The following is a 24,375-nucleotide window of genomic DNA, read 5'->3' on the forward strand; positions in this document are numbered from 1 at the left end:
CTTGTTATGCTTTTATTTGGCTTTTACATTGTTTCTGGTGCAGAGACACCTAATAATTCTAAACCATTACGCAAGACTTGTTGTACGTTTACTGAAAGCAATAAGCGTGCTTGAGTCAAGGCTGCATCATCATTCAGAACTTTATGCTCATTGTACCAACCGTGGAACAATGCTGCTAATTCTTTCAAATAGTTACCTACCTGATGCGGTTCGTGGCTGTTGGCAGCACGTACTAAAATTTCAGGATACGCAGCCAGTTTGGCTAAAATTTCAGTTTCAGCATCTAGCTCAAGTTTAGCGGCAAACTGACGTGCAGTTGTCGCATTAAAATTCAATTGCGTAGCAGCAGCTTTTTCGAGCATACGACAAATACGTGCATGAGCATATTGAATATAGTAGACCGCATTGTCTTTACTTTGTGAAACGGCCAAATCTAGGTCAAAGTCAATGTGCTGTTCAGATTTGCGCATGACGTAATAGAAACGTGCAGCATCGTTGCCGACTTCTTTACGCAAATCACGCAAGGTCACGTACTGACCTGAACGGGATGACATTTGTACCATTTCACCACCACGCCATAAGCTCACGAACTGCACTAACAGTACCGTTAATTTTTTCGAGTCGTAGCCTAGTGCATCAATGGCCGCTTTCACACGTGAAATATAACCGTGGTGATCTGAACCCCAAATATCAATTAGGTCTGTGTAGCCACGTTGTAATTTATTCAGGTGATAAGCAATGTCTGAAGCAAAGTAAGTGGTTTGACCATTGCGGCGTTTCACCACACGGTCTTTTTCATCGCCAAATGCGGTCGATTTAAACCAGATATTGCCGTCTTGTTCGTATAGATAACCACGTTGATCTAGTGTTTGCAGAGCTTCATCAATTTTTTCAGTCAATGACGCTTCGCTAAACCATTGGTTAAAGGTGACACCAAACTCGCCCAAGTCATCTTTAATGTCGGCCAAAATAGCATTCAGCGCAGCCTGATGGAACACGCGGTAATCATCACCCAAGAGCGTTTGTGAATTGAAAATCAAACCATCAATGTGTTTTTCTTTGTCGCCCGACAAGACCACTTTGTTGCCATCGGCATCGAGTTCTGCCGCATATTGCACATCTTCAGGCACATTGTTATATACATCTGCAACAGGGCGTACATGGCGTTCACCATCCTGTTTTAAAATGCTTTGTGCGATGTCTTTAACGTAGTCACCCTGATACGCATTTTTGGGGAACACCAGCGTTTGACCTGCCAGTTCCAAATAACGCAAGTAAGTTGAAGTCGCCAAAATATCCATTTGACGGCCAGCATCATTGACATAGTATTCACGGTCAACTTTAGCACCTGTGGCTTCAAGTAAATTGGCAACTGTCATACCATAAGCAGCACCACGACCATGACCCACGTGTAGGCTTGAGGTTGGGTTAGCAGAAACGAACTCGACCTGAATGCGTTTTTCTGCATTGATTTGGCTGCGTCCAAATTGTTGTTTTTGTGCTTGAATTTGATCTAAAACACTAAAACGCTGGTCGGCATTTAAAAAGAAGTTAATAAAACCAGGGCCTGCAATCTCTGCTTTGCTGATGTCTGCAACTTCAGGCAGAGCAGCAAGAATTTTTTCGGCTAAATCGCGTGGCTTCATGCCTGCGGCTTTAGAGGCAATCATGGCAATATTTGATGCGAAATCACCGTGGCTGCGGTCTTTGGTACGGGTTAAATTACTCGTATTGTTCCAGTCAGATGGGAGTACACCTTCAGCTTGAAGGGATTGCACTGCATGATCGAGCGCTGCTTGTATTGCCGTATTCATATTTAGTCGAAAAATAGATGTGCAGAAAAACGCTAAATATAGCAAATTTCAGGGGCTTTAGGGGAGTGCAATTGTATGCTTTATCGAATTTCAGAGATTGTAGCTAAGCATGAACAAATTGCCTGAAAAATCATCCTTTAAGCAAGCAATTCATGGCATAGTATGCGGCATTCAGTGAGGCGAAAAGGCTAGAGCATGAAACAACGTGCAATGATTTTTGGCAATGTACCCAAATTACCCATGAAATGGGCCACGGTGGTAATGCCTTTCTTTTTATCATGTTTGATGAGTGGCATCATTTCGTTGATTAATATGATCCGAAATTTGGGCTGGATTGAGGGATTTTTTACCCTGTGGTTGCATAACTGGATGATTTCTTGGGCGTTTGCTTTTCCAGTCGTATTATGTGTGCTGCCTTTGGTGCGTAAGTTCACTGGCTTAATTGTAGATATGACGCCACTGCAACCACCCAAATAAATTAGGTTCGATGCCTATATAACATGGGCTATCAGAAATAAAAATCATTCAGATTTGGTTATCAAACTTCTAAATGCCCTATTTGCTGCAATTCGGGCTAAGCTAGTCAGATGTCAGATGGTGCATCTCAATCCATGCGCCATCAGCAACCGATTAGAATGAGATGAACAATGACAACCGCAAATTTGCAGCAGAAACGTCCTTTATATATTCCCTATGCGGGCAACGGCCTTTTAGAATTGCCTTTATTAAATAAAGGTTCTGCATTTTCAGAAGAAGAACGCACCCGTTTTAACTTGCATGGCTTAATTCCACATGCAATTGAAAATATTGAAGAACAAAGCCAGCGTTCGTATCAGCAATATTCTGCTTTTAGCGATGCCATCAACAAGCATATTTATTTGCGCAACATTCAGGACACCAATGAAACCCTGTTTTATCACCTGATTGAACAGCATTTGAGTGAAATGATGCCTATTATTTACACCCCAACTGTAGGCGAGGCATGTCAGCGTTTTTCCGATATTTACCGCCGTCATCGGGGTATTTTTATTTCCTATCCAGACCGTGCCCATATTGATGATATTGTACAAAACATCAATAAAAAGAATGTCAAAGTGATTGTGATTACCGATGGTGAGCGTATTTTAGGCTTGGGTGATCAGGGCATTGGCGGCATGGGTATTCCAATTGGAAAACTGTCTTTATATACAGCATGTGGCGGTATTAGTCCTGCCTATACCTTACCCATTACCTTAGATGTAGGCACCAATAACCCACAATTACTGAATGATCCGATCTATATGGGCTGGAATCAGCCACGTATTAGTGGTGAGGAATACTATCAATTTGTCGATCAGGTGATTGATGCGGTGAAACGCCGTTGGCCAAAGGCATTGATTCAGTTTGAAGATTTTGCTCAGAAAAATGCCATGCCGTTATTAAACAAATATCGTGATCAAATTTGTTGTTTTAATGATGATATTCAAGGCACGGCAGCCGTTTCTGTGGGCAGCTTAATTGCAGCATCACGGGCTGCAGGCAAACAACTGAAAGATCAAACCATTGCCTTCTTGGGCGCAGGTTCGGCAGGTTGTGGTATTGCCGAGCAAATTGTGGCGCAAATGGTGGTGGAAGGCTTAAGCGATGCTGAAGCACGTGCTCGTGTGTATATGGTGGATCGTTTTGGCTTATTCACCAGCAATCAGCCAAACTTGCTCGATTTCCAACGTAAATTGGCACAAAGTCCTGACCGTGTTGCACATTGGGGCAATCCTGAAGGTGTGATTTCTCTGTTGGACGTCATTCAAAACGCCAAGCCAACGGTATTGATTGGGGTTTCGGGGCAACCGGGTTTATTTACTGAAGAGGTGATTAAAACCTTGGCTGCCAATTGCGAGCGTCCAATTGTGTTGCCATTGTCAAACCCAACCTCACAAGTTGAAGCATTTCCTGCCGATATTTTGGAGTGGACTGAAGGCAAGGCCTTAATTGCAACAGGTAGCCCATTTGAGCCAGTGAACTATCAGGGCAAACTTTATAATATTTCCCAATGCAATAACTCGTATATTTTCCCAGGTATTGGCTTAGGGGTAATCGCTGCAGGGGCAACACGTGTGACAGACAGTATGTTAATTGCATCCAGTAATGCGCTGGCGGACTGCTCACCATTGTTGCAGGATCCAAATGCAGATTTATTGCCTGATTTAAATGAAATTCAGCAGGTGTCTAAATTTATTGCATTTAGAGTCGCAAAAGCAGCAATGGATGCAGGCGTTGCAGCTGTCATGAGTGATGAGGCATTACGAGAGGCAATTGAGGCTAATTTCTGGAAGCCTGAATATCGTGATTATAAACGTGTGACGTTTTAAGCAAAATTCATTCGTGTATTGTTAATGAAATAAGCCACAAGGCGTGCTATTGCACGCCTTGTTTTTATTTGGAATAGGATGGGGTTTGCGATGTGATTACTTGGAATTTAAGTCTTCAACTCACACTAAGCAATATAGTTCTGTTTTGGATTTAAATCGGCACAATTCAAAGGATTTAAGGCACATTGCAATTCATCAATTTGCTGCTCACTGACATAGCCTTGTCCAATCAGGTATTTTGCAACGTGGTCATCTCTCAGGCTTATAAACGCAGCATCGTACACGCCTAAATCGACAAATAAGGCTGCCGTTTCAAGACTGTTAAAACGGTCTAAATACACGTCATTGCCATACAGTAGAAAAATATGTTCAGTGGGTGCATGCGCATCGACTTTTAAGCGTTCTGCCAGCTCAAAAGGTGAGGTTTTAATGAACAGCAAATCGGACAATTCATCAAATTGAGCTGTATCGAGTTGTGCCTCATCTGTTTTGACTTTGCCTAACCATGCTTTAAAGACCAGTACCGCACCACCACGTAATAACATACTCCAAATATGCTGGCGGGTGCTTTGATCTAAGCCTTGCGCTTCTTGTTCCAAAACATCCAGTAATTGCTCCTCCTGTGCTGAAAGTTTGTTGAACAGACCTAAACCTTGTGGTTGATACGCCGCAGGGCGAAACACATCAAAATTGAGTTCTTCAAAGACTTGTAGGGCTAAGGGTACTGCGGTTTGATACAGGGTATTCAGCGCTTGTAGATGAGGAGCTTTGAGTTTGCTGTTTTGAAACAGACGATCCCAGTGAATTTCGGGCAATAGCGCATTTACGCCATATTGACGCTGTAGCTGCTGTGTTTGTTCTGCGAGCTGCTGTTCATGGTTCACGGTATTCATGAGATTCTTCCTAAAACGTGGAAACAGGTCGATCAACGCTTAATAGGGCAGGAAATTTGTTTGGATGTGGCTTGAAGATGAATGCGCTGATCATTTCTTGTACTTAGTTATGCGCGCAGATAGTCAATAGATGTATAAGACTAAAGTCTAATGTATTGCAATGTGCTCAGAAAAGCCTTTACAAACTCGGCAATTAAAGAAATTGTAAGCAAGTTTGGGTGTATTTGCTTACGATCTTGTCAGACTTTGCCATAGCGAATCTGACCATGATATTTAATGTGAATTGTAGCGCATCAAAAGGCAGTGTTTTTGAAAAGTTTGGTCAATTGGTGTGCTGCATCAGGTCAATCGCTGTCAATATTGACAGCAAATGTGTTGGATTTTCATTGTGGCCATATTTCGCTATGTAAAGTGAAGCTTGGTCATCAGACTAACAAATGTAACCAAACCAGAAAATGTAACAAGGTCGGTGCGTTCATCTCAGCTTTATCTCTGTGGGATGAGCGCCCCAAATTAGCCAAAGTTAGGTATGTGAATCAAGTCTCCGAAATTTTCAGACCCGATAACCAAGAACGTAGCGATGCTGGTTTTAATGGTTTTTTCAGCAAGACGATGTTGAGTTCTTTTAAGCGTTGCGGTAGTTCTGGATCAGAGTCAGCAGTAATTAACGCCACAGGTACATCGGCTTGACGATGTTCCAGAATAAAATCTAAACCGATTTTATCGTCATTTAAGTGCTGATCGACCAACCAAACTTGAATGTGCTCACGTTGAATCAACTCAATTGCTTGTTCAGGTTCGGTGGCTTTAAATACGTGATAGCCCCATTTACTCAGCAGGGTCGCCATGCCTTCCAAAATGGTTTCATCATTGTCTAAACACAAAATTTTATAGGCTTTGGTTTTCAACGGCACCACTTGCACAGGTGCAGCCACTACTTTTGGAGCTTCGACAATCGGCACTTCAATCATAAAGCACGAGCCTTTGCCCAATTCCGAATAGACATGCACAGGGTAGTTCAGCAAACTGGTCATACGCTGCACAATCGCTAACCCAAGACCTAGACCTTGCTCACCCCAAGGCGACGTATGTCCGCAACGCTCAAATTCCTGAAACAGTTTAATACGTTGTTCTTCGGCAATACCCGGACCTGTATCCCACACCCCAATTCTAATATGTTGTGGATGTTCTGCAGAACGTAACACGCCCACGACCACACGCCCTTTGGCGGTATAGCGCAGCGCATTGCTGACAAAGTTTTGAATAATACGACGAATCCATTGTGGGTCGGTATCAATCCAGAACTGTACGTCATGCACACGGAATTCAATGCCACGTTGTGCCGCAATGGATTTAAATTGCAGGCTTAAATCGCTGAGTAAGTCATGCAGTGGATAAGCCTGACGTTTCGGCTGAATCGTACCGCCTTCCAAACGGGCAATATCCAACAAGGCCGAGAGCATACTTTCTGCACCATGCAGGGCACGATCCAGTTGTTGCAGGGTTTTACGGTCTTCATCGGACTGAATACTTTGCTCTAAAGCCGTACTGAATAAGCGCGCTGCATGCATTGGCTGTAATAAGTCATGACTGGCAGCGGCAATAAAGCGGCTTTTGGACATATTGGCTTTGTCGGCTTGTTCACGTGCCAATTGCTGTTCTGCCAAAGCATCGGCCAATTGTTGTGTGCGATCTTGTACCCGTGCTTCAAGTACGGCTTCGTTTTCACGGAAAGCGGTAATATCGGCAAAGGTGGTCACGAAACCACCGCCTTCAATTGGATTACCACGCATTTGAATTACACGACCATCTTTACGGATGCGTTCAAACTCGTGTGCACTGCCCATTTTCATCCAGTGAATACGTTTACGCACGTGTTCTTCAATTGAGCCCGGACCACATTCACCACGTTCTGCGTTATAGCGAATCAAATCGGCAATTGGGCACCCGACATAGACAATATCTTTAGGATAATCAAATAGTTTGAGATATTGATTATTCCATGCTACCAAACACATATTTTCATCTACCACACTCACGCCTTGGGTCATGTGGTCAATCATGGTCATGATTAGGTTTTGGTTAAAGCGTTGCCATTGTGAGGCTTGGTCAAGAATATTCGCAACTTGCCCTAAAGCGAGTCCGTTATTGACCATGGCAGTGGTGAGCAAAGTACGCGCAGATGCTGCACCAATGGTGCCTGCCAAATATTGTTCGGTAAAACGCCACCACATGCCGTTGGCATTGGCATTTTCATTCAGCACCACATTATTTTGCTGACTAAACTGCTCAAAGGCTTGTCGGGTTGGAGATTCGCCTGTAATGCGTTTTGCCAGTGTGATTAAATCGCCTACTTTTAAACGCGCTACATCCTGATGTGAATAGCTGACCTCGTTGCTCATGTTCTGAGTTGGCAAAGGCTTGGTTTCATAATAAAAGAAACTTTCGGCCTGAATCTGTTCTGCCACACTTGGGCGGAAAATACGTGACACCCAAACATATAACAAAATATTTAAACCGAGCGCCCAAACCACCCCATGTGTGAGCGGGGCAAAAGATTCAAAGCCAAGCAAGGCTTCAGGGCGTAACCAGTTGATGCCCAAAGGCCCAAGCAGTAAAAACTCACGGGTAAAGTCGCTGAACTGACTTGGCAGGCTGCGTAAAATGGTCGGAAGCAGCAGGGTATAGGCCCACATCGCAAAACCAACAATTAAACCTGCATAAACGCCCTGTTTACTGCCACCGCGCCAATACAAACCACCAATCAGGGCAGGGGAGAACTGCGCCACTGCACTAAAGGCCAACAAGCCAAACACAGAAAGTTGATCAATATCGTTAAAGAAGTTGAAGAACAGGAAGCCGAGTAGCATTACCGCTAAAATACAAATGCGTCGGGTGAATTTCAGTACCAAAGGCAAGCGCTTGTCATGGCGTGAGAAAATGCCCATGCGCCACAAGGCAGGCATGATCAGGTCATTACTCAGCATGATCGACAGTGCTACTGAAGATACCAATAGCATACCTGTTGAGGCGGAGAATCCTCCCAAGAACGCCAACAGCGTCAACCAGTCTTGGTTATAACTGAGTGGCAAAGACAAAACCGCTACATCTGGGATGGCTAAATATTGCGGAGCTGCGTGCAAAGCCCAACTGGCAATTGGAACAATCGCGATGGTGGTTAAAATCAGATAAACGGCAAACCAGCGACGCGCGCCACGAATATGTTTTTCATCGCGCAGTTCGACCACGGCAACGTGGAACTGACGTGGCAAGCAAATAATTGCTAATGCCGCCAATAAGGTTTGCACCCAAAAGGTTTCAGGTACGCCAAATAGCTGTACTTCATGGAAGGTAATTGAAACATCATTGGCAATTTGATGAATATTGTCGGGCGCTTCAAATACAAAGAAGAAAGCCACAGCCAGCAAAGCAAATAGTTTGACAAAGGACTCAAAGGCAACCGCGAGCATTAAGCCGCCGTGTTGTTCGGTATTGGCAATTTGTCGAGTACCAAACAGCATCGCCAAAATAGCCAATAAACCTGTCAGGAATAACACCGCATTGGTGGTACTTTCAACATTGGTGCTTTGATCCAAAATCACTGCGGCACTCAGCGCAATTGCGCGTAATTGCAAAGCCAAATAGGGAATAATTGCAATCACCGCCAAAATTGTGACCAGTGATGCCAATGGCCCGCTTTTACCGTAACGTGCAGCAACAAAGTCAGCAATCGATGAAATGGCGTGGTGTTGTCGCACTCGACCTAAACGTCGCCAAATATCATAACCAACAGCGACAAACAGCAATGGCCCTAAATAAATGGGTAAAAAAATGATCCCTTCACGAACGGCTGCGCCCGTTGCACCATAAAAAGTCCATGATGAACAGTACACCCCTAAAGTTAAGCTGAACATGAGCATGCGCCCACGCGTGCTTAAACGACTGGCGTGTTTTTCCCCATAGAAAGCACAGATAAAAAGTAATGCGATATAGAGGGCTAAAACCCCCATAATGAGCCAGCTGTTCATGATGCCTTAAAAGTATCGACAATAGGGCTATGATAGCGTATTCCATTGCCTTTGCGCTGAGGTTGATCATTTTTTTAGCGACCAAAGTCTAAATTGCAAATCGGCTTCAACATTGTTAATTTTAAGTTCGAAATAATTCGAATTAAAAATTTGCGCCTAAGGCAGGGCGCTTTAAGGAGCAGGTTATGGATGAGGTACAAGTAGATCGTATTCTACAAAACCCAAAATTCAAAGAAATGGTTCGCAGAAAAAGTAACCTAAGCTGGACATTAACAGCAATCATGTTGTTTGTGTACGTAGGTTTTATGCTTTTAGTGGGCTATAACAAAGAATTCTTATTGAGTTCAATTTCAGGTGGTGTGACGACTTGGGGTATTCCACTGGGTCTGGGCATTATCGTTTTATCTTTCATTTTATGTGCAGTTTACTCATCAATTGCGAATGGCAAACTTGACCAGTTGAATGAAGATGCGATGCGTGAAGTTGAAGCAATTACACATGAGAAAGGACCGCACTAAGATGAAATGGAATTCATTGAAAGCACTGGCTGCGTCTACTGTATTAATGTCAGGTATGGCATTTGCAGGACCAGATTTAGGTGCAGCAGAACAGCAGCCGACCAACTGGCCAGCAATTATTATGTTCTTAATTTTCGTTGGCGCAACTTTGTTCATTACTAAATGGGCAGCGAAGCAAACCACGAGCACTAAGGACTTCTATACCGCAGGCGGTGGTATTTCTGGTTTCCAAAATGGTCTAGCGATTGCAGGTGACTATATGTCAGCAGCATCGTTCCTCGGTATTTCCGCAATGGTGTTTATGTCAGGCTTTGATGGCTTGCTATATTCACTGGGCTTCATGGTGGGCTGGCCAATTGTATTGTTCTTGATCGCTGAACGTTTACGTAACTTAGGTAAATATAACCTTTCTGACGTGGTATCGTTCCGTCTAGCTGAAAAGCCAGTACGTACCCTTGCAGCATTCAGTTCACTTGTTGTAGTTGCGTTCTATCTGATTGCACAGATGGTAGGTGCGGGCCAGTTAATCAAACTACTCTTTGGTTTGAACTATAATATTGCTGTAGTAATCGTGGGTCTACTCATGATGGCTTACGTAATGTTCGGTGGTATGTTGGCAACAACTTGGGTACAGATCATCAAAGCGGTGATGTTACTTTCAGGTGCAACTTTCATGGCCTTCATGGTAATGAAAGGTGTGGGCTTCAGCTTCACTAACATGTTCGAGCAATCAATCCAAGTATTCTCTAAAGTACATGACTTGAGCTTGGCAGATGCTGCAAACATTATGGGTCCTGGTAAGCTAGCTTCTAACCCAATTGATGCAATCTCACTTGGTCTTGCATTAATGTTCGGTACTGCAGGTTTACCACACATCTTGATGCGTTTCTTTACTGTAAAAGATGCAAAAGAAGCGCGTAAATCAGTTGTAGTTGCTACAGGTTTCATTGGTTACTTCTACCTATTAACGTTCATCATTGGTTTTGGTGCGATCCTTTATGTATCCAACAACCCACAATTCCTTGATGTTGCGAAAATGGCAGTTACTGGCAAGTTAGAACTTGTTGGTGGTAACAACATGGCTGCGGTGCACTTGTCTGACGCAGTTGGCGGTGACTTGTTCATGGGCTTCATTTCAGCGGTAGCATTCGCAACAATTCTTGCGGTTGTAGCTGGTTTGACATTGTCTGGTGCTTCAGCAATCTCTCACGACTTATACGCTAACGTATTCAAGAAAGGTCAAACGACTCCTGAATCTGAACTTCGCATGTCTAAAATTGCAACTTTAGGCTTAGCAATCTTCGCAATGATCTTGGGTATTCTTTTCGAGAAACAAAACGTTGCGTTCATGGTAGGTTTAGCATTCTCTGTAGCAGCATGTGCAAACTTCCCAGTACTTGTACTATCTATGTACTGGAGAGGCTTAACGACTCGCGGTGCAGTGATTGGTGGTGTAGCAGGCTTAGCTTCAGCAGTAACCTTGATTGTATTGTCTAAAGCAGTTTGGGTAGATACGCTTCAAATTTCTGACACACCAATCAACCCATTCAATGGTCCTGCGATCTTTGCAATGCCACTTTCATTCTTCTGCTGCTGGTTGTTCTCTATCACTGACAACTCTGCGCAAGCACAAGCTGAACGTAAAGCATTCGATGCACAGTTCGTACGCTCACAAACTGGTATTGGTATCTCTGGTGCATCTGACCACTAAGGTCTGAAACACCTCAAAAAAGTCCCAGCAATGGGACTTTTTTTATGGCTAAAATTTCGTGGATGATCTATCTAGCATCTAGGAGGGCTATTTCATCTAAAGCATAGAGAGGTTTTATATATGCAATTTTGATACAGAGTCCATGCATGCGTAAATAAGCTGCTATGTTGGATGCAATATAAAAAGAATAGGCAGCGGATATATGCACATATTAGACAATGTCTGGAAAAGATTTCGGGTCTTGCCTTCGGCATGGCTGTTGTTTTTGCAGTTTTTGATTTTGCTGCTCTCACTCTTTGCACATCACAACATGCCCTATAAAGTCATCACGTGGATGGTGGGGGTATTGGTGTTGCTGCTCATTGCTAAAGTGATTCGACAAACGCCAATGTTGAGTGTTTTGGGGCTCAGTTTTGTTTATGCGGCTTTGTTCTTTTCATTCTTTATTTTACTAGGTGTGCGGCATCCTCTTATTTTGGTGATGAGTCATGCCTGCGAAGCTGCAGCCTATTTTAGCGCAGCGTATGGCTTATTGCGCTATATGTTCCATGACCGTTATTTAACCAAAGATGAGCTGTTTGCCGCTGCCGCAGTGTTTACTTTAATTGCTTGGGGTTTTGCCTTTTTATATAGCATCTGTCAAATTTTGATTCCGCAAAGTTTTCAGAACCCAAATGCTGCAGGTTTACAAAGCTGGCTTGATTTACTGTTTTTAAGTTTTAGTTTGCAGTCTGCGACAGGCTTATCTGATCTTATACCGATCAGTCCTGAAGCACGGGTGATTGCCATGTTGCAAATGTTCTGTGGGGTAATGTATTTGGCATTGATCGTGTCACGTTTAATCGCATTGCAGTACATTCGCCACTTACCGCATCATCACCATGATGATTCGGCTGAGTAAAACAGCGTGCAAATTTTTGTGACAGATTTCAGGCATAAAAAAGACGCCCAGATGAGCGTCTTTTTTAGCTTCAGTGTCTAATGTGAAATTAGAAACGGAATTTAGCGTTTACACCAACAGTTTGAGTGTCACGTGCTTCACCTACAGCATTCGCATTTACATAGCTAGCACCTACAGCAACTGCAGGAGTGATGAAGTAGTTTACGTTCGCACCCCAAGCAGAATCGGTATCAGTATTAGCACTTGTTTCTACATAAGAAGCACCTACGCTAAGTGCTGGTGTTAAGTAAAGATCAGTTTTTAAGTTGTACATAGTGTCTTCACCATATACAAGACCTGCTTCAAAACCAACAGCCATATTGGTGCCGTCAATTGCGCCTACGTATTTTGTACGTGCAGTGATTGCATCTTGATCTTGATTGATTGTGCCTGACTCAAGTGCTGCTTTAGCAACACCATTAGAAAGGATGTTGAAAGCATCATAAGAAGTTTGGTCTGCAACGCTTGTATAACCTACAGCAACTAAGAAGTTCGGCGCTACTACTGCACCAAGTTCTAAGGCATAACGGTCGCCTTGGTCATCAAATTTAAGGTTATTTTTGCTGTCATTAATTGTATGGCTATATGCTGCACTTGCATAAACAGGAACCAATTGAGTTGGTACATACGCTTCAGCTTTAGCACCATAAACATGAGATTCAACGTCTGAACGACCACCTGCACGAGGAGCGTCATATTGAGCATATTGGTAAGCTAAAGCAACGTTAGATGCTTGGTTTAAGAATGCAGCTTCAGCCAATGGACCTTTAGTCGCATCAACATTTTTGAAGTAGTAAGTACCTTGAACAGCACCAGTGAAGTTTTGGTTGTTTTCAGTAGTGTCTAGAAATTCTGATTGACCTTGAACTTCGAATTGGTACGCTTGAGCACCGGTCATGGCTAATAATAATGCAGTGGCTAAACCGAGTTTTTTCATGATAGTTACCAGTTTTGTTAAAAATGGATGAAACATTGATCATTTTAGTGTAACAAATTATTAAGTCAATGAACTAAAAGGACTTTATTTAAGAATTAAGTCCAATTGACTTTGGTGTTTAAAAAGTATTCAAATAAAATTTTTGCTGTCAACCTAAAAACTGTATGGATAACAAGTCGATATGTTCGTTTTTGCAACAAAAGTAGAAATAATAAGCAAAGCATTAATTGGATTAATCGATAAGTTTAATTGAAATTATCTGTAATAATAATTCTTGGAGAGTGAAGAATAACGGAAAAATTCACCTGTTTTAGGGTGAAATCATGATATTTGGGTAAAAAACAAGCAATAAAGAAGGCTTGTTTAGACTGAATTTGAGTGGAATATTTGAATTAATGTGAGTTTAGTCACATTAAATTTTAATATTTGTATAAAAATAAATCAGACTGGTTGACTAGGCTTTACATAAACTGTGATTTATTTCATAATTCCACCATGAAGTCCTACTACTTAAGTCGGGTTTGTAAATTATGTGACTTATCTCATAATTTAACCATCAAATCCTAAGCTTGGTTCATCCAGTAGTGCGATCTGATTCTCCATAATTGTTTGCTTTTTATCTGCCCAACTTTCCCCAAGGTTGGGTTTTTTTTTGCATGTGAAAACGCAAATGGTTTTGCGAAAATTGCACCGATATGGTGCAGTATGAGGGTGTGATATGATCAAAACCCATAAAAAAATCCCAGTTTTCTTTCAAAAACTGGGATTTTTCGCCAAAATTTGCGGGTAAATTTAGTTTACTGCTGAGGAAAAACTAAACTCGCCCTAATGAGGTGCATTATGCACCCAAATGTTGCATCTGTAAAATATTTTCTGCATGCTGAAACATTATTTTTTGTATTTGTTGTTTTAGGTAAGTCGGCGCAGGGCATGCTTTTAGAAATTTTCTTGAATGAGATGACTTAGTTAGACGGCTTTAAAATATAAGTGAATTAATTATCTTTTTTGTAAGTAATTTAAAGATTGCTCATGTAATATAGTCGCCGATTAAGTGATCAAGTCCACGATTTTGCACAGTTATAATGACGTAGGTAAAACTTAGCATGATGATGAAATTGCGCACAGAGCATATCAGTCAGCGACTGTTGATCTCGATGATCATTATTATCGTGTCATTGCTTTTTATTTGCGTTCCTCTGATGGTGAATAGTTATCAGAGTTATCAAAAAACAAAACGTGCTTTAATTGAAATTTCTGTATTAGGCAAAGTGGCTGAACTGACCAATAGTATTTCGCGTGAACGAGCACCTGCAAACAAAGTCATGTCGAGTTCAGCAGCTGAATTTCAGCAAAATTTACAAGAATTGAAAGCGTACCGTGCTGGCGTGGATCAACAAGTAGAACAGACCATCAATATTTTAAGAAAAGAAGGTTTTATTATCCATGCGCATCATTTATCGCATCAGTTAAAGACTGCTTTAGAACAAGGGCGTCAGGCGGTCGATGAATATGCAGCAACTCCACAGCATTTGCGTAGCTCTCAACAGATGGATCATGCGATTCAAAAAATGTTTGCGGCATGGGACAGTTCTCAGCATGTGCTGAAACACGTCATGCTCGATTCAGTGGCAAAAGACTCATCGGTATCGACCTATTATAGTGTGATTTTTGTTCTTTCAGATTTGCGTGATCAAGCGGGAAGGGTGGCATCCAATATTATTGCCGCGGTAACGTTTGCTGAAAAAATTCCTGAAACCAATTTGGCGAGCTCTTTGCAAACCCAACGCCAAGCTTATTATTTGTGGGATTTAATCCATACCATTTTGCCTGAAGCACATAAAATTCCTGAATATAATATTTTGCATAATCAATTAAAAAAGGAGTTTTTGGATGAGGGAATTCCTATCGTTAATCAATTGATTCAGCAAAGTATTCATGGACAACCTTATTCATTGACAGGTACTGAACTCACCCAAAAAATTGTGGATAAATTCAACACTGTGGTCAGTTTGCAGTCATTTATATTAGCGCACAGTTTGCAGGTTGCACACAAAGATTATCATCAGGCTCAGCGTACTTTTATTTTAACGCTAGTGGTGTCAATTATTTCGTTATTGGCTGCGATTTTCACTATGGTCTATGCGCGTTCGAAGGTCTTTATTCCCTTAATTCAGGCGCGCAGTCAAATTTTACGTTTGGCAGCTTATGAAGATGAAGCTCAAGGTACGCAAAATCCAGACAAGGTAACGCTCTTTGAGGCTATTCAAAAACTAAAACAACGCCTAGAGCAACGCGATATTTTAGAATTTCAGCTGCGTAATATTGCCAATACCGATGCCTTAACTGGTGTTTCCAACCGTTTGGCGCTTGAGGAATACATCAAATATTTAGAACATCGACCTGAAAAATTGAGCAAAACTGGTCTGATTATTATGGATGTGGATAAATTCAAACACATTAACGATACCTTCGGGCATGTGGTAGGTGACCAAGCTTTAAAATGTATTGCCGATACTCTCAAAGCGCATGTCCGTGCCTCAGACTTGGTGGTGCGTTATGGTGGCGATGAGTTTTTGGTTTTGATTGAGCAAATAGAATTTACTGAGGCGCTGTATTTGGCAGATAAATTGCGCTGCCATATTGTGAATCAAGAAATTTTTATTCCAGAACTGAATGATTATATTCAAGTGTCGGTCAGTGCTGGCGTGGCGGTGGGTGCTGCGTCATGGAGCAGATTGTTGGAAAAAGCCGATAAACACTTATTTAGAGCCAAAGCACGTGGGCGCAATGCCGTTGCTGGTGACTAAGTCACAGTAATTGATCCACGAGCATTTCCGAAGTGATAAAAAGCCTAGAGTGAAAGATTCAGCACAAGTTTGTGCTGAATCTGTATTTAAACTTGAATGGGCTTAAAAACTGAAATAATCTATTTTAGCCTTTTAACATCGGTTTTAAGAATTTTGCGGTATGTGAAATTTTAGATTTTGCGACAGTTTCAGGTGTGCCTTCGGCAATGATTTGTCCACCGCCTGCACCACCTTCAGGGCCTAAATCGACAATCCAGTCTGCAGTTTTAATCACATCTAGGTTGTGTTCAATCACCACAATGGTATTACCCTTGTTGCGTAGCTCATGCAGGATGTCGAGCAATTTGGCAATGTCATGGAAGTGCAAACCAGTGGTCGGTTCATCCAGTACATACAGGGTTTTGCCTGTATCTCGTTTGGCCAGTTCACGCGCCAGTTTTACGCGCTGTGCTTCACCGCCAGATAAAGTTGTAGCTGATTGACCAAGGCGGATATAACCCAAGCCAACCTGATTTAACGTTTCCAACCGACGATGAATCACAGGAATGGCATCAAAGAAATGCATGGCATCTTCAACGGTCATTTCCAAAACATCAGAAATATTGCGACCTTTATAACTGACTTCCAAAGTTTCGCGGTTATAGCGTTTACCATGACAGGCATCGCAAGGCACGTACATATCTGGCAAGAAGTGCATGGCAACTTTAATCATGCCATCACCCTCACAAGCTTCGCAGCGTCCACCTTTAACGTTAAAGGAGAAGCGTCCTGCTGCATAGCCACGTGCTTTAGCTTCAGGGGTTTGCGCAAACAGCTCACGAATTGGAGTGAACAAGCCTGTATAGGTCGCGGGGTTCGAGCGTGGCGTTCGCCCAATCGGGCTTTGGTCAATATCCACCACTTTATCTAAATATTGCAAACCATCAATCGAGTCGAATTTTTCTGCGGTTAATGTAGTTGCGCCATTTAATTGTGTTGCAGCCAAAGGCAACAAAGTACGGTTAATTAGGGTGGATTTTCCTGAACCCGACACGCCTGTGACACAAGTCATTACCCCTAAAGGCAAAGTGAGATCCACTTTTTTCAGGTTATGTCCTGCTGCGCCCATTAGCTTAATTTGTTGTTCGGGATGTGGCGGTTGGGTGCGCGTTTTCGGCACTTCAATTTTTAATTTGCCCGATAAATACTGCCCTGTTAGGGAGTCTGCATGTTCGGCCAGTTCTGCATAGGTGCCTTCGGCAATAATATGTCCACCATGCACACCTGCACCTGGGCCAATATCAATAATATGGTCGGCAGCGCGAATCGCATCTTCATCGTGTTCTACCACTAACACCGTGTTACCCAAGTCACGTAAACGAATCAGGGTTTCCAACAAGCGATCATTGTCACGCTGGTGCAAGCCAATTGAAGGTTCATCTAGCACATACATCACGCCCATAAGCCCCGCACCAATTTGAGATGCCAAGCGGATACGTTGTGCTTCACCGCCTGAAAGAGTTTCGGCGGAGCGTGACAGACTTAAATAATTCAAACCCACCGACACTAAAAAGTGCAGACGTTCACGAATTTCTTTAAAGATTTTATCTGCGACTTCACCTTTGGCCCCTTCAAGATTTAAGCCTTGATAGTAGTCTTCGGCATCGCCAATCGACATTTGGGTAATTTGAGCAATGGTTTTGTCTTTCACGCGGACATTACGAGAGATTTCATTTAAACGTGAACCACCGCAGGCATCACAGGCAGCATTAGATAAATACTGCGCCAAATCATCACGTACATAATTACTTTCGGTTTCACGGTAACGACGTTCTAAATGCGGTAACACGCCTTCAAACGCAATCACACGTTTATGGTGGCGTCCACGTTCATCAGTATAGCTCAGGTCAATTTTGTCTTTACCTGTGCCATACAGGAATTTCTTTTGTGTCACGCTGTCCAGCTGATTCCATGCCGTATCGAGTGAGAGTTCATAATGTGCCGCGACTTTTTCCAGCATGCTGTAATAATACGGACGCTGTCTGTCCCAGCCGCGAATTGCGCCCTGACTAATCGACAGTTCAGGGTTTGGAATCAATTTTTCCGCACTGAAATGGCTACGTGTCCCCAAACCATCACAAGTTGGACAAGCGCCAAAAGGGTTGTTAAATGAGAACAGGCGCGGTTCAAGTTCTGCCACGGCACGGTCACATTGCGGGCAAGAGTGCTTGGCCGAAAAAATACGATCAGGTTGTTCCGCATTCATCCACGATAAAATGGCTAAATCGCCACCTAAACGCAGTGCAGTTTCAAAGCTTTCGGCAATACGGTTGCCCAAATCATCTCGGACTTTAAAACGGTCTACCACCACTTCAATGGTATGTTTTTTCTTTTTATCGAGTTCTGGTGGTGGGTCAATGTCCATGACTTCGCCATCAACTCGGGCGCGTACAAAACCCTGACTTTGTAGCTGTTCAAACAGATGCACATATTCGCCTTTACGCTCACGAATCACAGGCGCGAGTAGCATTAAGGCAGTGCCTTCTTCCAGTGCTTTTACAGCATCGACCATTTCTGAAACAGTTTGCGCCACCATTGGTAAATCATGTTCAGGACAGTAAGGTGTGCCGACACGTGCATACAGTAAACGCAAATAGTCGTAAATTTCGGTAATGGTACCCACGGTTGAACGCGGGTTATGGCTGGTCGATTTCTGTTCAATGGCAATTGCGGGACTTAGACCTTCAATCGAGTCGACTTCAGGTTTTTCCATTTGCGATAAAAACTGGCGTGCGTATGCAGAAAGCGATTCGACATAACGACGCTGTCCTTCGGCATAAAGGGTATCAAACGCCAGTGAAGATTTTCCTGAACCAGATAAACCCGTAATTACCACAAATTTATCGCGTGGAATATCAAGGTTCACGTTTTTTAGGTTATGGGTACGTGCACCTCGAATACGGATATGACTTTGGCTCATAAAAACTTCTCGATATTTTGCAAATGAAAAACCTATATATGATAGCGCATGAAAATTGTTCAAGTGTTATTTTTCATGCTTTATCGGTCATGAGCTGTCGCACTGTATGTATGGAGCGATTGCCATACGGTGCGTGAGGGCGGCCGTTAAGCTTGATCTAAACCCAGCCACTGACGTTGATGATAGGCGCTATCCCAGAATAACCATTCCAGTTCTGCAGCTTTGGTGTAGGCGTGGTGCATTTTTTCAAGGGTATCGGCATCACAGCGCGCAGCAACACGGTCTATGGTTTGAATCACATTATTGACTGCGGTGTGGAATTCCTCGCCCGAATAGGTATCGACCCATGCCTGATACGGATTATTCGGTGCAGAATTATTGACGATATCTTTACCAACTTCGGCATAAATCCAGAAACATGGCAGTAGTGATGCCAATACCACAGGATAGCTTTCTGACCATGCGGTTGCGACTAAATAAGAAGTGTAGTGATGACAGGCAAGGGTCAGCGGAGTACTTTCAAATTCCTGTTTGGAAATATCAAACTCCTGCATAAAGCTGTCATGTAAGGTACGTTCCACCACAATTGCGATTTTGGCGGCATCTGCGAACTGAATAATATCATCTGCATCAAAAGCTTTAGCCGCACAGACTGCCAGTGCACGCCCGTAGGCAATTAAGTAATGTGAATCTTGAATCACATAATGTGCAAAAGCAGCTTTACTTAAGGTGCCTTGTGCCAACTTCTGATTAAATGGTAAAGCGAGCGTCTTGTGATAAAGGGCAAGGTTACGTTGCCAAGCGTCTTGAGAAAAGCGCATCCTAAATTCCTAATATGTCGTTGCATTTCACTATAGTAGTTTGGGAATGAAAAACACGGTTTTCACGGTATCTGATCGGGAAACCAAAAATCATACGAAGAATTTTGCCGAAGTTGAGGAAAAAGCGTCATAATTGCAGCATAAAATTTTACATTCTCAGTTTTTGTCCGATTTAAAATTCGGGCAATTCAATTTTCAGAATTTTTGTATCTGTTAAAGCTTAATCAAAACTGTACTTTGCGTTGATGGTACAGATTCGGCAGATGAAAAGTTCAGATCAAAATATAGTGATAGGTCGTTTCTCATGATGAAACATTTTGGTTTCTCAATCGTATTTTCGATTGTGTGTCTTGCGCTATCTGCATACTGGGGCTATACCCATGGCCCAGAAGCAGGTGTGCAAACCATGCTTACCGCACTAACCATTACCGCAATTTTGGCGATTATGGAAGTGTCGTTGTCGTTTGATAACGCGGTGGTGAATGCGTCAGTGCTGCGCGGTTGGGATCATTTCTGGAAAATGCTGTTTTTAACCGTGGGGATTATCATTGCAGTTTTTGGTATGCGTTTAATTTTCCCTGTGGTCATTGTGGCGGTCACTGCCGATATGGGCATGATGGAAGTGGTGCAACTGGCATTGAATGATCCGAAGCAATATTCGGCTAAACTGATGGCACATCACCCTGAAATTGCTGCTTTTGGTGGCGCATTCTTGTTGATGGTTTTCCTAAACTTTTTCTTGGATGATGAAAAAGACACGCACTGGTTTAGATGGTTTGAGCGTCGTTTGAGCAATCTGGCAAGCGTGCCTGCCATGTCGGTATTTTTGGCCTTAGTGACTTTGTTAATCATGGCGGCCAATGTGGTGGAAGATAAGCGCCTTGTGGTGACGATGGCGGGTATTTGGGGCATCGTGATTTATATTGGCGTACAAGTGCTGAGTCACATGTTGGGCGGTGAACCAGAGGTCGATGAACAGGGCAATGCTGTCCGTCATGACGAAAATGGCGTACCGACAGGCGTGGTGAAAGCGGGTATTGGGGGCTTTTTATATCTGGAAGTGCTAGATGCCTCGTTCAGTTTTGATGGTGTCATTGGTGCATTTGCAATCACCTCTGATGTGGTGATCATCATGTTAGGCTTGGCGATTGGTGCAATTTTCGTGCGTTCGATGACGATTTATTTAGTCGAAAAAGGCACGTTGGATGCCTATATTTACCTTGAACACGGTGCGCACTATGCGATTGGTGCGTTGGCCTTTATTATGATTGCCAGCGGTACAGGCTTGCATGTGCCAGAAGTGGTGACAGGTTTAATTGGTGTTGCCTTTATTGTTTGGGCGGTGATTGCATCTATTCAATTTAAAAAACGTCAGGCAAAAGCGGGTTAATGCTATGGTGATGCCCGTTGCTGTATTGCCGCGAAATCACAGAGCAATACGGTGATGAAGACTGTATAAAATATAAATTTGGGTGCACAACGTTGCGCCCTTTTTTATTGAAAAAGTAGGGTCTGTTGAATAAACATCGGGAAAAATCAGCATCCTTAAGCTGAATGTTGTAGGATATCTGCAAATTCAAAATTATTTAGTTTTAGTCGATTGATATGATGAATGCCTTAGAACGCCGCTCGACCTTTGCTTTAAGCAGTATTTTTGCATTGCGCATGTTGGGTCTGTTCATGATTATTCCTGTATTTTCAGTAGCAGGGCAGTCATATCAATACTCAACTCCTGCACTGATTGGTCTTGCCGTTGGTGTTTATGGACTCACCCAAGCCATTTTACAAATTCCGTTTAGCTTAATTGCAGACCGTTATAGCCGTAAGCCATTGGTGGTTTTTGGCTTATTACTGTTTGCTTTGGGTGGTGCAATTGCAGCCATGTCTGACACCATTTATGGCGTGATTATTGGTCGTGCCATTGCAGGTGGTGGCGCAGTATCTGCCGTGGTGATGGCATTACTGGCCGATGTGACCCGCGAAGAAAACCGCATGAAAGCCATGGCGGTGATGGGGATGAGTATCGGTATGTCCTTTGTGGTGGCCTTTAGTTTAGGGCCATGGCTTACGGGCTGGGTTGGTATTTCAGGGTTATTTTGGGTCACCACAGTGATGGGACTAGCAGCGATTCTCATGTTGTTATTGGTGCCTAAAGTCACGCGTCATCATCGTAATTTTCAGCAAGGCTATATCACTCAGTTAAAGCAAGTCCTGAAAATGGGCGATTTAAACCGTCTGCATGTATCGGTATTTACCCTACATTTATTGCTGACTGCCATGTTTATTTATGTGCCTTCGCAATTAATCCAATTTGCCGATATTCCTTTGCAGCATCATGGTTGGGTGTATTTGCCATTGTTGTTGGTCAGTCTGTTCGTGGCATTTCCAAGCATTGTTTTGGCAGAAAAATATCGCAAAATGCGTGGCATTTTCCTGACCGCGATTGCAGGTATTATTTTAGGGCTGTTGGTGCTGATTTTCGGGTTTGAATCGAAATACATCCTTTTATTGGGTTTGGGTTTATTCTTTATTGCCTTTAACGTTATGGAAGCCTTATTACCTTCGTGGTTGTCAAAGGCTGCACCAATTCAATCTAAAGCCACCGCGATGGGTGTAAATGCCAGCAGTCAGTTTTTGGGTGCATTCTTTGGTGGGATGATTGGCGGACAATTATTGATGCTCAACCACACCGCAATCGGTTGGAGTATTTTGACCGCGATTGCTATAATTTGGCTATTCGTTAGTTTTGGATTGGCGCAGCCGCGCTATCTTTCGTCTTTGGTGTTGCGTTTGCCTGAGAACCGAGAAACAGATGAATGGACTTCTCAACTTTTGGCAATTCGTGGTATTGAAGAGGTCGTGGTGATGTCTGACCAGCAAGTGGCTTATGTGAAAGTGGATAAACAGCAAATTGATGATGCTGCGCGACAACAATTAACGCACTTGTTTGGGAAAGAGGTAGCCATTTAAGCATAACTCTTATAAAGTAAATAATAGAAACAAATAGGAAGAAAACGTCTAATGCGTGGTGTAAATAAAGTCATTTTAGTGGGTACTTTAGGTCGTGATCCTGAAACAAAAACTTTCCCAAATGGTGGTTCTCTCACTCAATTTTCTATCGCAACCAGTGATGTCTGGACAGACAAAAACACAGGTGAGCGTAAAGAGCAAACAGAGTGGCATCGCATTGTTTTACATAACCGTTTAGGCGAGATTGCACAGCAATATTTACGCAAAGGTTCTAAAGTATATATTGAAGGTTCATTGCGTACGCGTCAGTGGACAGACCAAAATGGTCAAGAGCGTTACACCACTGAAATTCGTGGCGATCAAATGCAAATGCTCGACTCTGCTAACCGTGGACAATCTGACCAGCAAGATGGTGGCTTTGCTCAACCACGTTTTAACAATAACCAAGGCGGTTATGGCAATCAGAACCAAGCTCCAGCCACAGGTTATGCGAATCAAAATCAAGGCGGTTTTAACCAAAATCAGGGTGGTGGCTATGCCAACAATAACCCAAGTGGTTTTGCACCGAAGCCACAAGCTGCGCCTGCAACCGCACCTGCAGATTTAGATGATGATTTGCCATTTTGAGACATACTAGAGATAGCCATTTGATTCAAAATGGAAAATCATCATCCAAACCCTTTGTTTCGACAAAGGGTTTTTTATGCAGATATTTAGCAAATATCCATTTTCTCGATTAAATTTCAAACTATGATAGGATTTATAATTCATAAATCCGATTATTTTTATAAAAAAACACTGTTTTACCGATTCTTTCGATTTTCGTATTCTAGCTACACAAGATAAGCAATCCCCGAAACGAATTGAGGAGTCATCCATGAGTTTAATCAATACCCAAGTCAAAGCATTTAACGCAACCGCTTACCACAATGGTCAATTTATTGACGTATCTGAGCAAGACTTTATTGGTAAATGGTCAGTGGTGTTTTTCTACCCTGCAGATTTCACCTTTGTTTGCCCAACTGAACTTGCCGATTTAGCCGATCAATATGCTGAATTCCAAAAAATGGGTGTGGAAATTTACTCAGTATCTACAGACACACACTTTACCCATAAAGCATGGCACGACACCTCAGAAGAAATTAAAAAGATTCAATATCCAATGATTGGCGACCCAACTTGGACATTGTCTAAAAACTTTGAGGTGCTGATTGAAGCAGAAGGTTTGGCAGATCGTGGTACTTTCGTGATTGACCCTGAAGGTAAAATCCAAATTGTAGAAATCAATGCAGGCGGTATTGGTCGTGACGCGCAAGAGTTGTTGCGTAAAGTAAAAGCAGCGCAATATGTGCATGCACACCCTAGCGAAGTTTGCCCTGCCAAGTGGAAAGAAGGCGATGCAACCCTAGCACCATCTATTGATTTGGTGGGTAAAATCTAATCGAATCATCGCACTCAATTTTAAAAATCCAGAACCTCGCTTCTGGATTTTTTATGCTCATGATTTGTTTAACCATGTATAAGTTTCAGCAAGATTATTCCATTCTTGCAATGCTGTATGCCAAATTTGCACTAGGTTGTGGTGCGATGAGCGATTAAGATCAAAACATCTATTCTCCTAGCAATAGG

The 24,375-nt window shown here is 42.8% G+C and carries 16 protein-coding genes; 10 read left to right on the plus strand and 6 right to left on the minus strand.

Annotated elements, in window-relative coordinates:
* Nucleotides 1-23: 23 nt before the first annotated feature.
* On the minus strand, nucleotides 24-1,814 hold the full coding sequence (argS, locus tag FTU58_RS09185) for an arginine--tRNA ligase (RefSeq protein WP_104852866.1): 1,791 nt from the start codon (nucleotides 1,812-1,814) through the stop codon (nucleotides 24-26).
* A gap of 195 nt (nucleotides 1,815-2,009) precedes the next feature.
* Here argS and FTU58_RS09190 point away from each other — a divergent pair, with 195 nt between their 5' ends.
* Together FTU58_RS09190 and FTU58_RS09195 are read left to right on the plus strand one after the other, a co-directional pair.
* Complete coding sequence (locus tag FTU58_RS09190) at nucleotides 2,010-2,291, plus strand: DUF2798 domain-containing protein (protein ID WP_004970219.1); 282 nt, start codon at nucleotides 2,010-2,012, stop codon at nucleotides 2,289-2,291.
* A 170-nt stretch (nucleotides 2,292-2,461) separates the two neighbouring features.
* Nucleotides 2,462-4,162: an NAD-dependent malic enzyme gene (locus FTU58_RS09195; protein WP_004970216.1), complete on the plus strand. Its 1,701-nt coding sequence runs from the start codon at nucleotides 2,462-2,464 to the stop codon at nucleotides 4,160-4,162.
* Nucleotides 4,163-4,287: 125 nt separating this feature from the next.
* On the opposite strand, the gene FTU58_RS09200 is transcribed toward FTU58_RS09195, so the two are convergent.
* Together FTU58_RS09200 and FTU58_RS09205 are read right to left on the minus strand one after the other, a co-directional pair.
* Nucleotides 4,288-5,055 (minus strand): hypothetical protein, encoded by a 768-nt coding sequence (locus tag FTU58_RS09200; RefSeq protein ID WP_096902222.1) that lies wholly within the window; start codon nucleotides 5,053-5,055, stop codon nucleotides 4,288-4,290.
* 536 nt (nucleotides 5,056-5,591) lie between these two features.
* On the minus strand, nucleotides 5,592-9,083 hold the full coding sequence (locus FTU58_RS09205; RefSeq protein WP_180062372.1) for a PAS domain-containing hybrid sensor histidine kinase/response regulator: 3,492 nt from the start codon (nucleotides 9,081-9,083) through the stop codon (nucleotides 5,592-5,594).
* A 185-nt stretch (nucleotides 9,084-9,268) separates the two neighbouring features.
* Between FTU58_RS09205 and FTU58_RS09210 the strand changes: the two genes are divergently transcribed.
* The 3 genes from FTU58_RS09210 to FTU58_RS09220 all read left to right on the plus strand — a co-directional run bounded on the left by FTU58_RS09210 (nucleotide 9,269) and on the right by FTU58_RS09220 (nucleotide 12,213).
* A complete protein-coding gene (locus tag FTU58_RS09210) occupies nucleotides 9,269-9,601 on the plus strand; it encodes a DUF485 domain-containing protein (RefSeq protein WP_180005910.1) in 333 nt (110 codons plus the stop codon).
* Between the two features lies 1 nt (nucleotide 9,602).
* Nucleotides 9,603-11,312, plus strand: a complete 1,710-nt coding sequence (locus FTU58_RS09215) for a cation acetate symporter (protein WP_180062373.1) — start codon at nucleotides 9,603-9,605, stop codon at nucleotides 11,310-11,312.
* A 202-nt stretch (nucleotides 11,313-11,514) separates the two neighbouring features.
* A complete protein-coding gene (locus FTU58_RS09220; protein WP_180062374.1) occupies nucleotides 11,515-12,213 on the plus strand; it encodes an ion channel in 699 nt (232 codons plus the stop codon).
* 88 nt (nucleotides 12,214-12,301) lie between these two features.
* Here the strand turns inward: FTU58_RS09220 and omp33-36 are convergent, their stop codons facing one another.
* On the minus strand, nucleotides 12,302-13,225 hold the full coding sequence (omp33-36, locus tag FTU58_RS09225; RefSeq protein WP_257222354.1) for a porin Omp33-36: 924 nt from the start codon (nucleotides 13,223-13,225) through the stop codon (nucleotides 12,302-12,304).
* Nucleotides 13,226-14,295: 1,070 nt separating this feature from the next.
* Between omp33-36 and FTU58_RS09230 the strand changes: the two genes are divergently transcribed.
* On the plus strand, nucleotides 14,296-15,996 hold the full coding sequence (locus tag FTU58_RS09230; RefSeq protein WP_179990628.1) for a GGDEF domain-containing protein: 1,701 nt from the start codon (nucleotides 14,296-14,298) through the stop codon (nucleotides 15,994-15,996).
* A gap of 124 nt (nucleotides 15,997-16,120) precedes the next feature.
* Here the strand turns inward: FTU58_RS09230 and uvrA are convergent, their stop codons facing one another.
* Together uvrA and tenA are read right to left on the minus strand one after the other, a co-directional pair.
* The gene (gene uvrA / locus FTU58_RS09235; RefSeq protein WP_004970200.1) at nucleotides 16,121-18,955 is read right to left on the minus strand and encodes an excinuclease ABC subunit UvrA; all 2,835 of its coding nucleotides are present in this window, start codon (nucleotides 18,953-18,955) and stop codon (nucleotides 16,121-16,123) included.
* A gap of 146 nt (nucleotides 18,956-19,101) precedes the next feature.
* Nucleotides 19,102-19,776, minus strand: a complete 675-nt coding sequence (tenA, locus tag FTU58_RS09240; protein ID WP_180062376.1) for a thiaminase II — start codon at nucleotides 19,774-19,776, stop codon at nucleotides 19,102-19,104.
* Between the two features lie 304 nt (nucleotides 19,777-20,080).
* On the opposite strand from tenA, the gene FTU58_RS09245 reads away from it, so the two are divergent.
* From FTU58_RS09245 to ahpC, 4 genes are all read left to right on the plus strand, one after another.
* Nucleotides 20,081-21,166, plus strand: a complete 1,086-nt coding sequence (locus tag FTU58_RS09245; RefSeq protein ID WP_004970195.1) for a DUF475 domain-containing protein — start codon at nucleotides 20,081-20,083, stop codon at nucleotides 21,164-21,166.
* A 215-nt stretch (nucleotides 21,167-21,381) separates the two neighbouring features.
* Entirely contained in the window at nucleotides 21,382-22,746 is a 1,365-nt protein-coding gene (locus FTU58_RS09250; protein ID WP_136144259.1) for an MFS transporter, read from the plus strand.
* 51 nt (nucleotides 22,747-22,797) lie between these two features.
* Nucleotides 22,798-23,373, plus strand: a complete 576-nt coding sequence (gene ssb, locus FTU58_RS09255; RefSeq protein ID WP_096902231.1) for a single-stranded DNA-binding protein — start codon at nucleotides 22,798-22,800, stop codon at nucleotides 23,371-23,373.
* 250 nt (nucleotides 23,374-23,623) lie between these two features.
* Nucleotides 23,624-24,187 (plus strand): alkyl hydroperoxide reductase subunit C, encoded by a 564-nt coding sequence (gene ahpC, locus FTU58_RS09260; RefSeq protein ID WP_004970191.1) that lies wholly within the window; start codon nucleotides 23,624-23,626, stop codon nucleotides 24,185-24,187.
* Nucleotides 24,188-24,375: the final 188 nt, after the last annotated feature.

Source organism: Acinetobacter sp. YH12120 (assembly GCF_013418795.1).
Taxonomy (GTDB): Bacteria; Pseudomonadota; Gammaproteobacteria; order Pseudomonadales; family Moraxellaceae; genus Acinetobacter; species Acinetobacter towneri.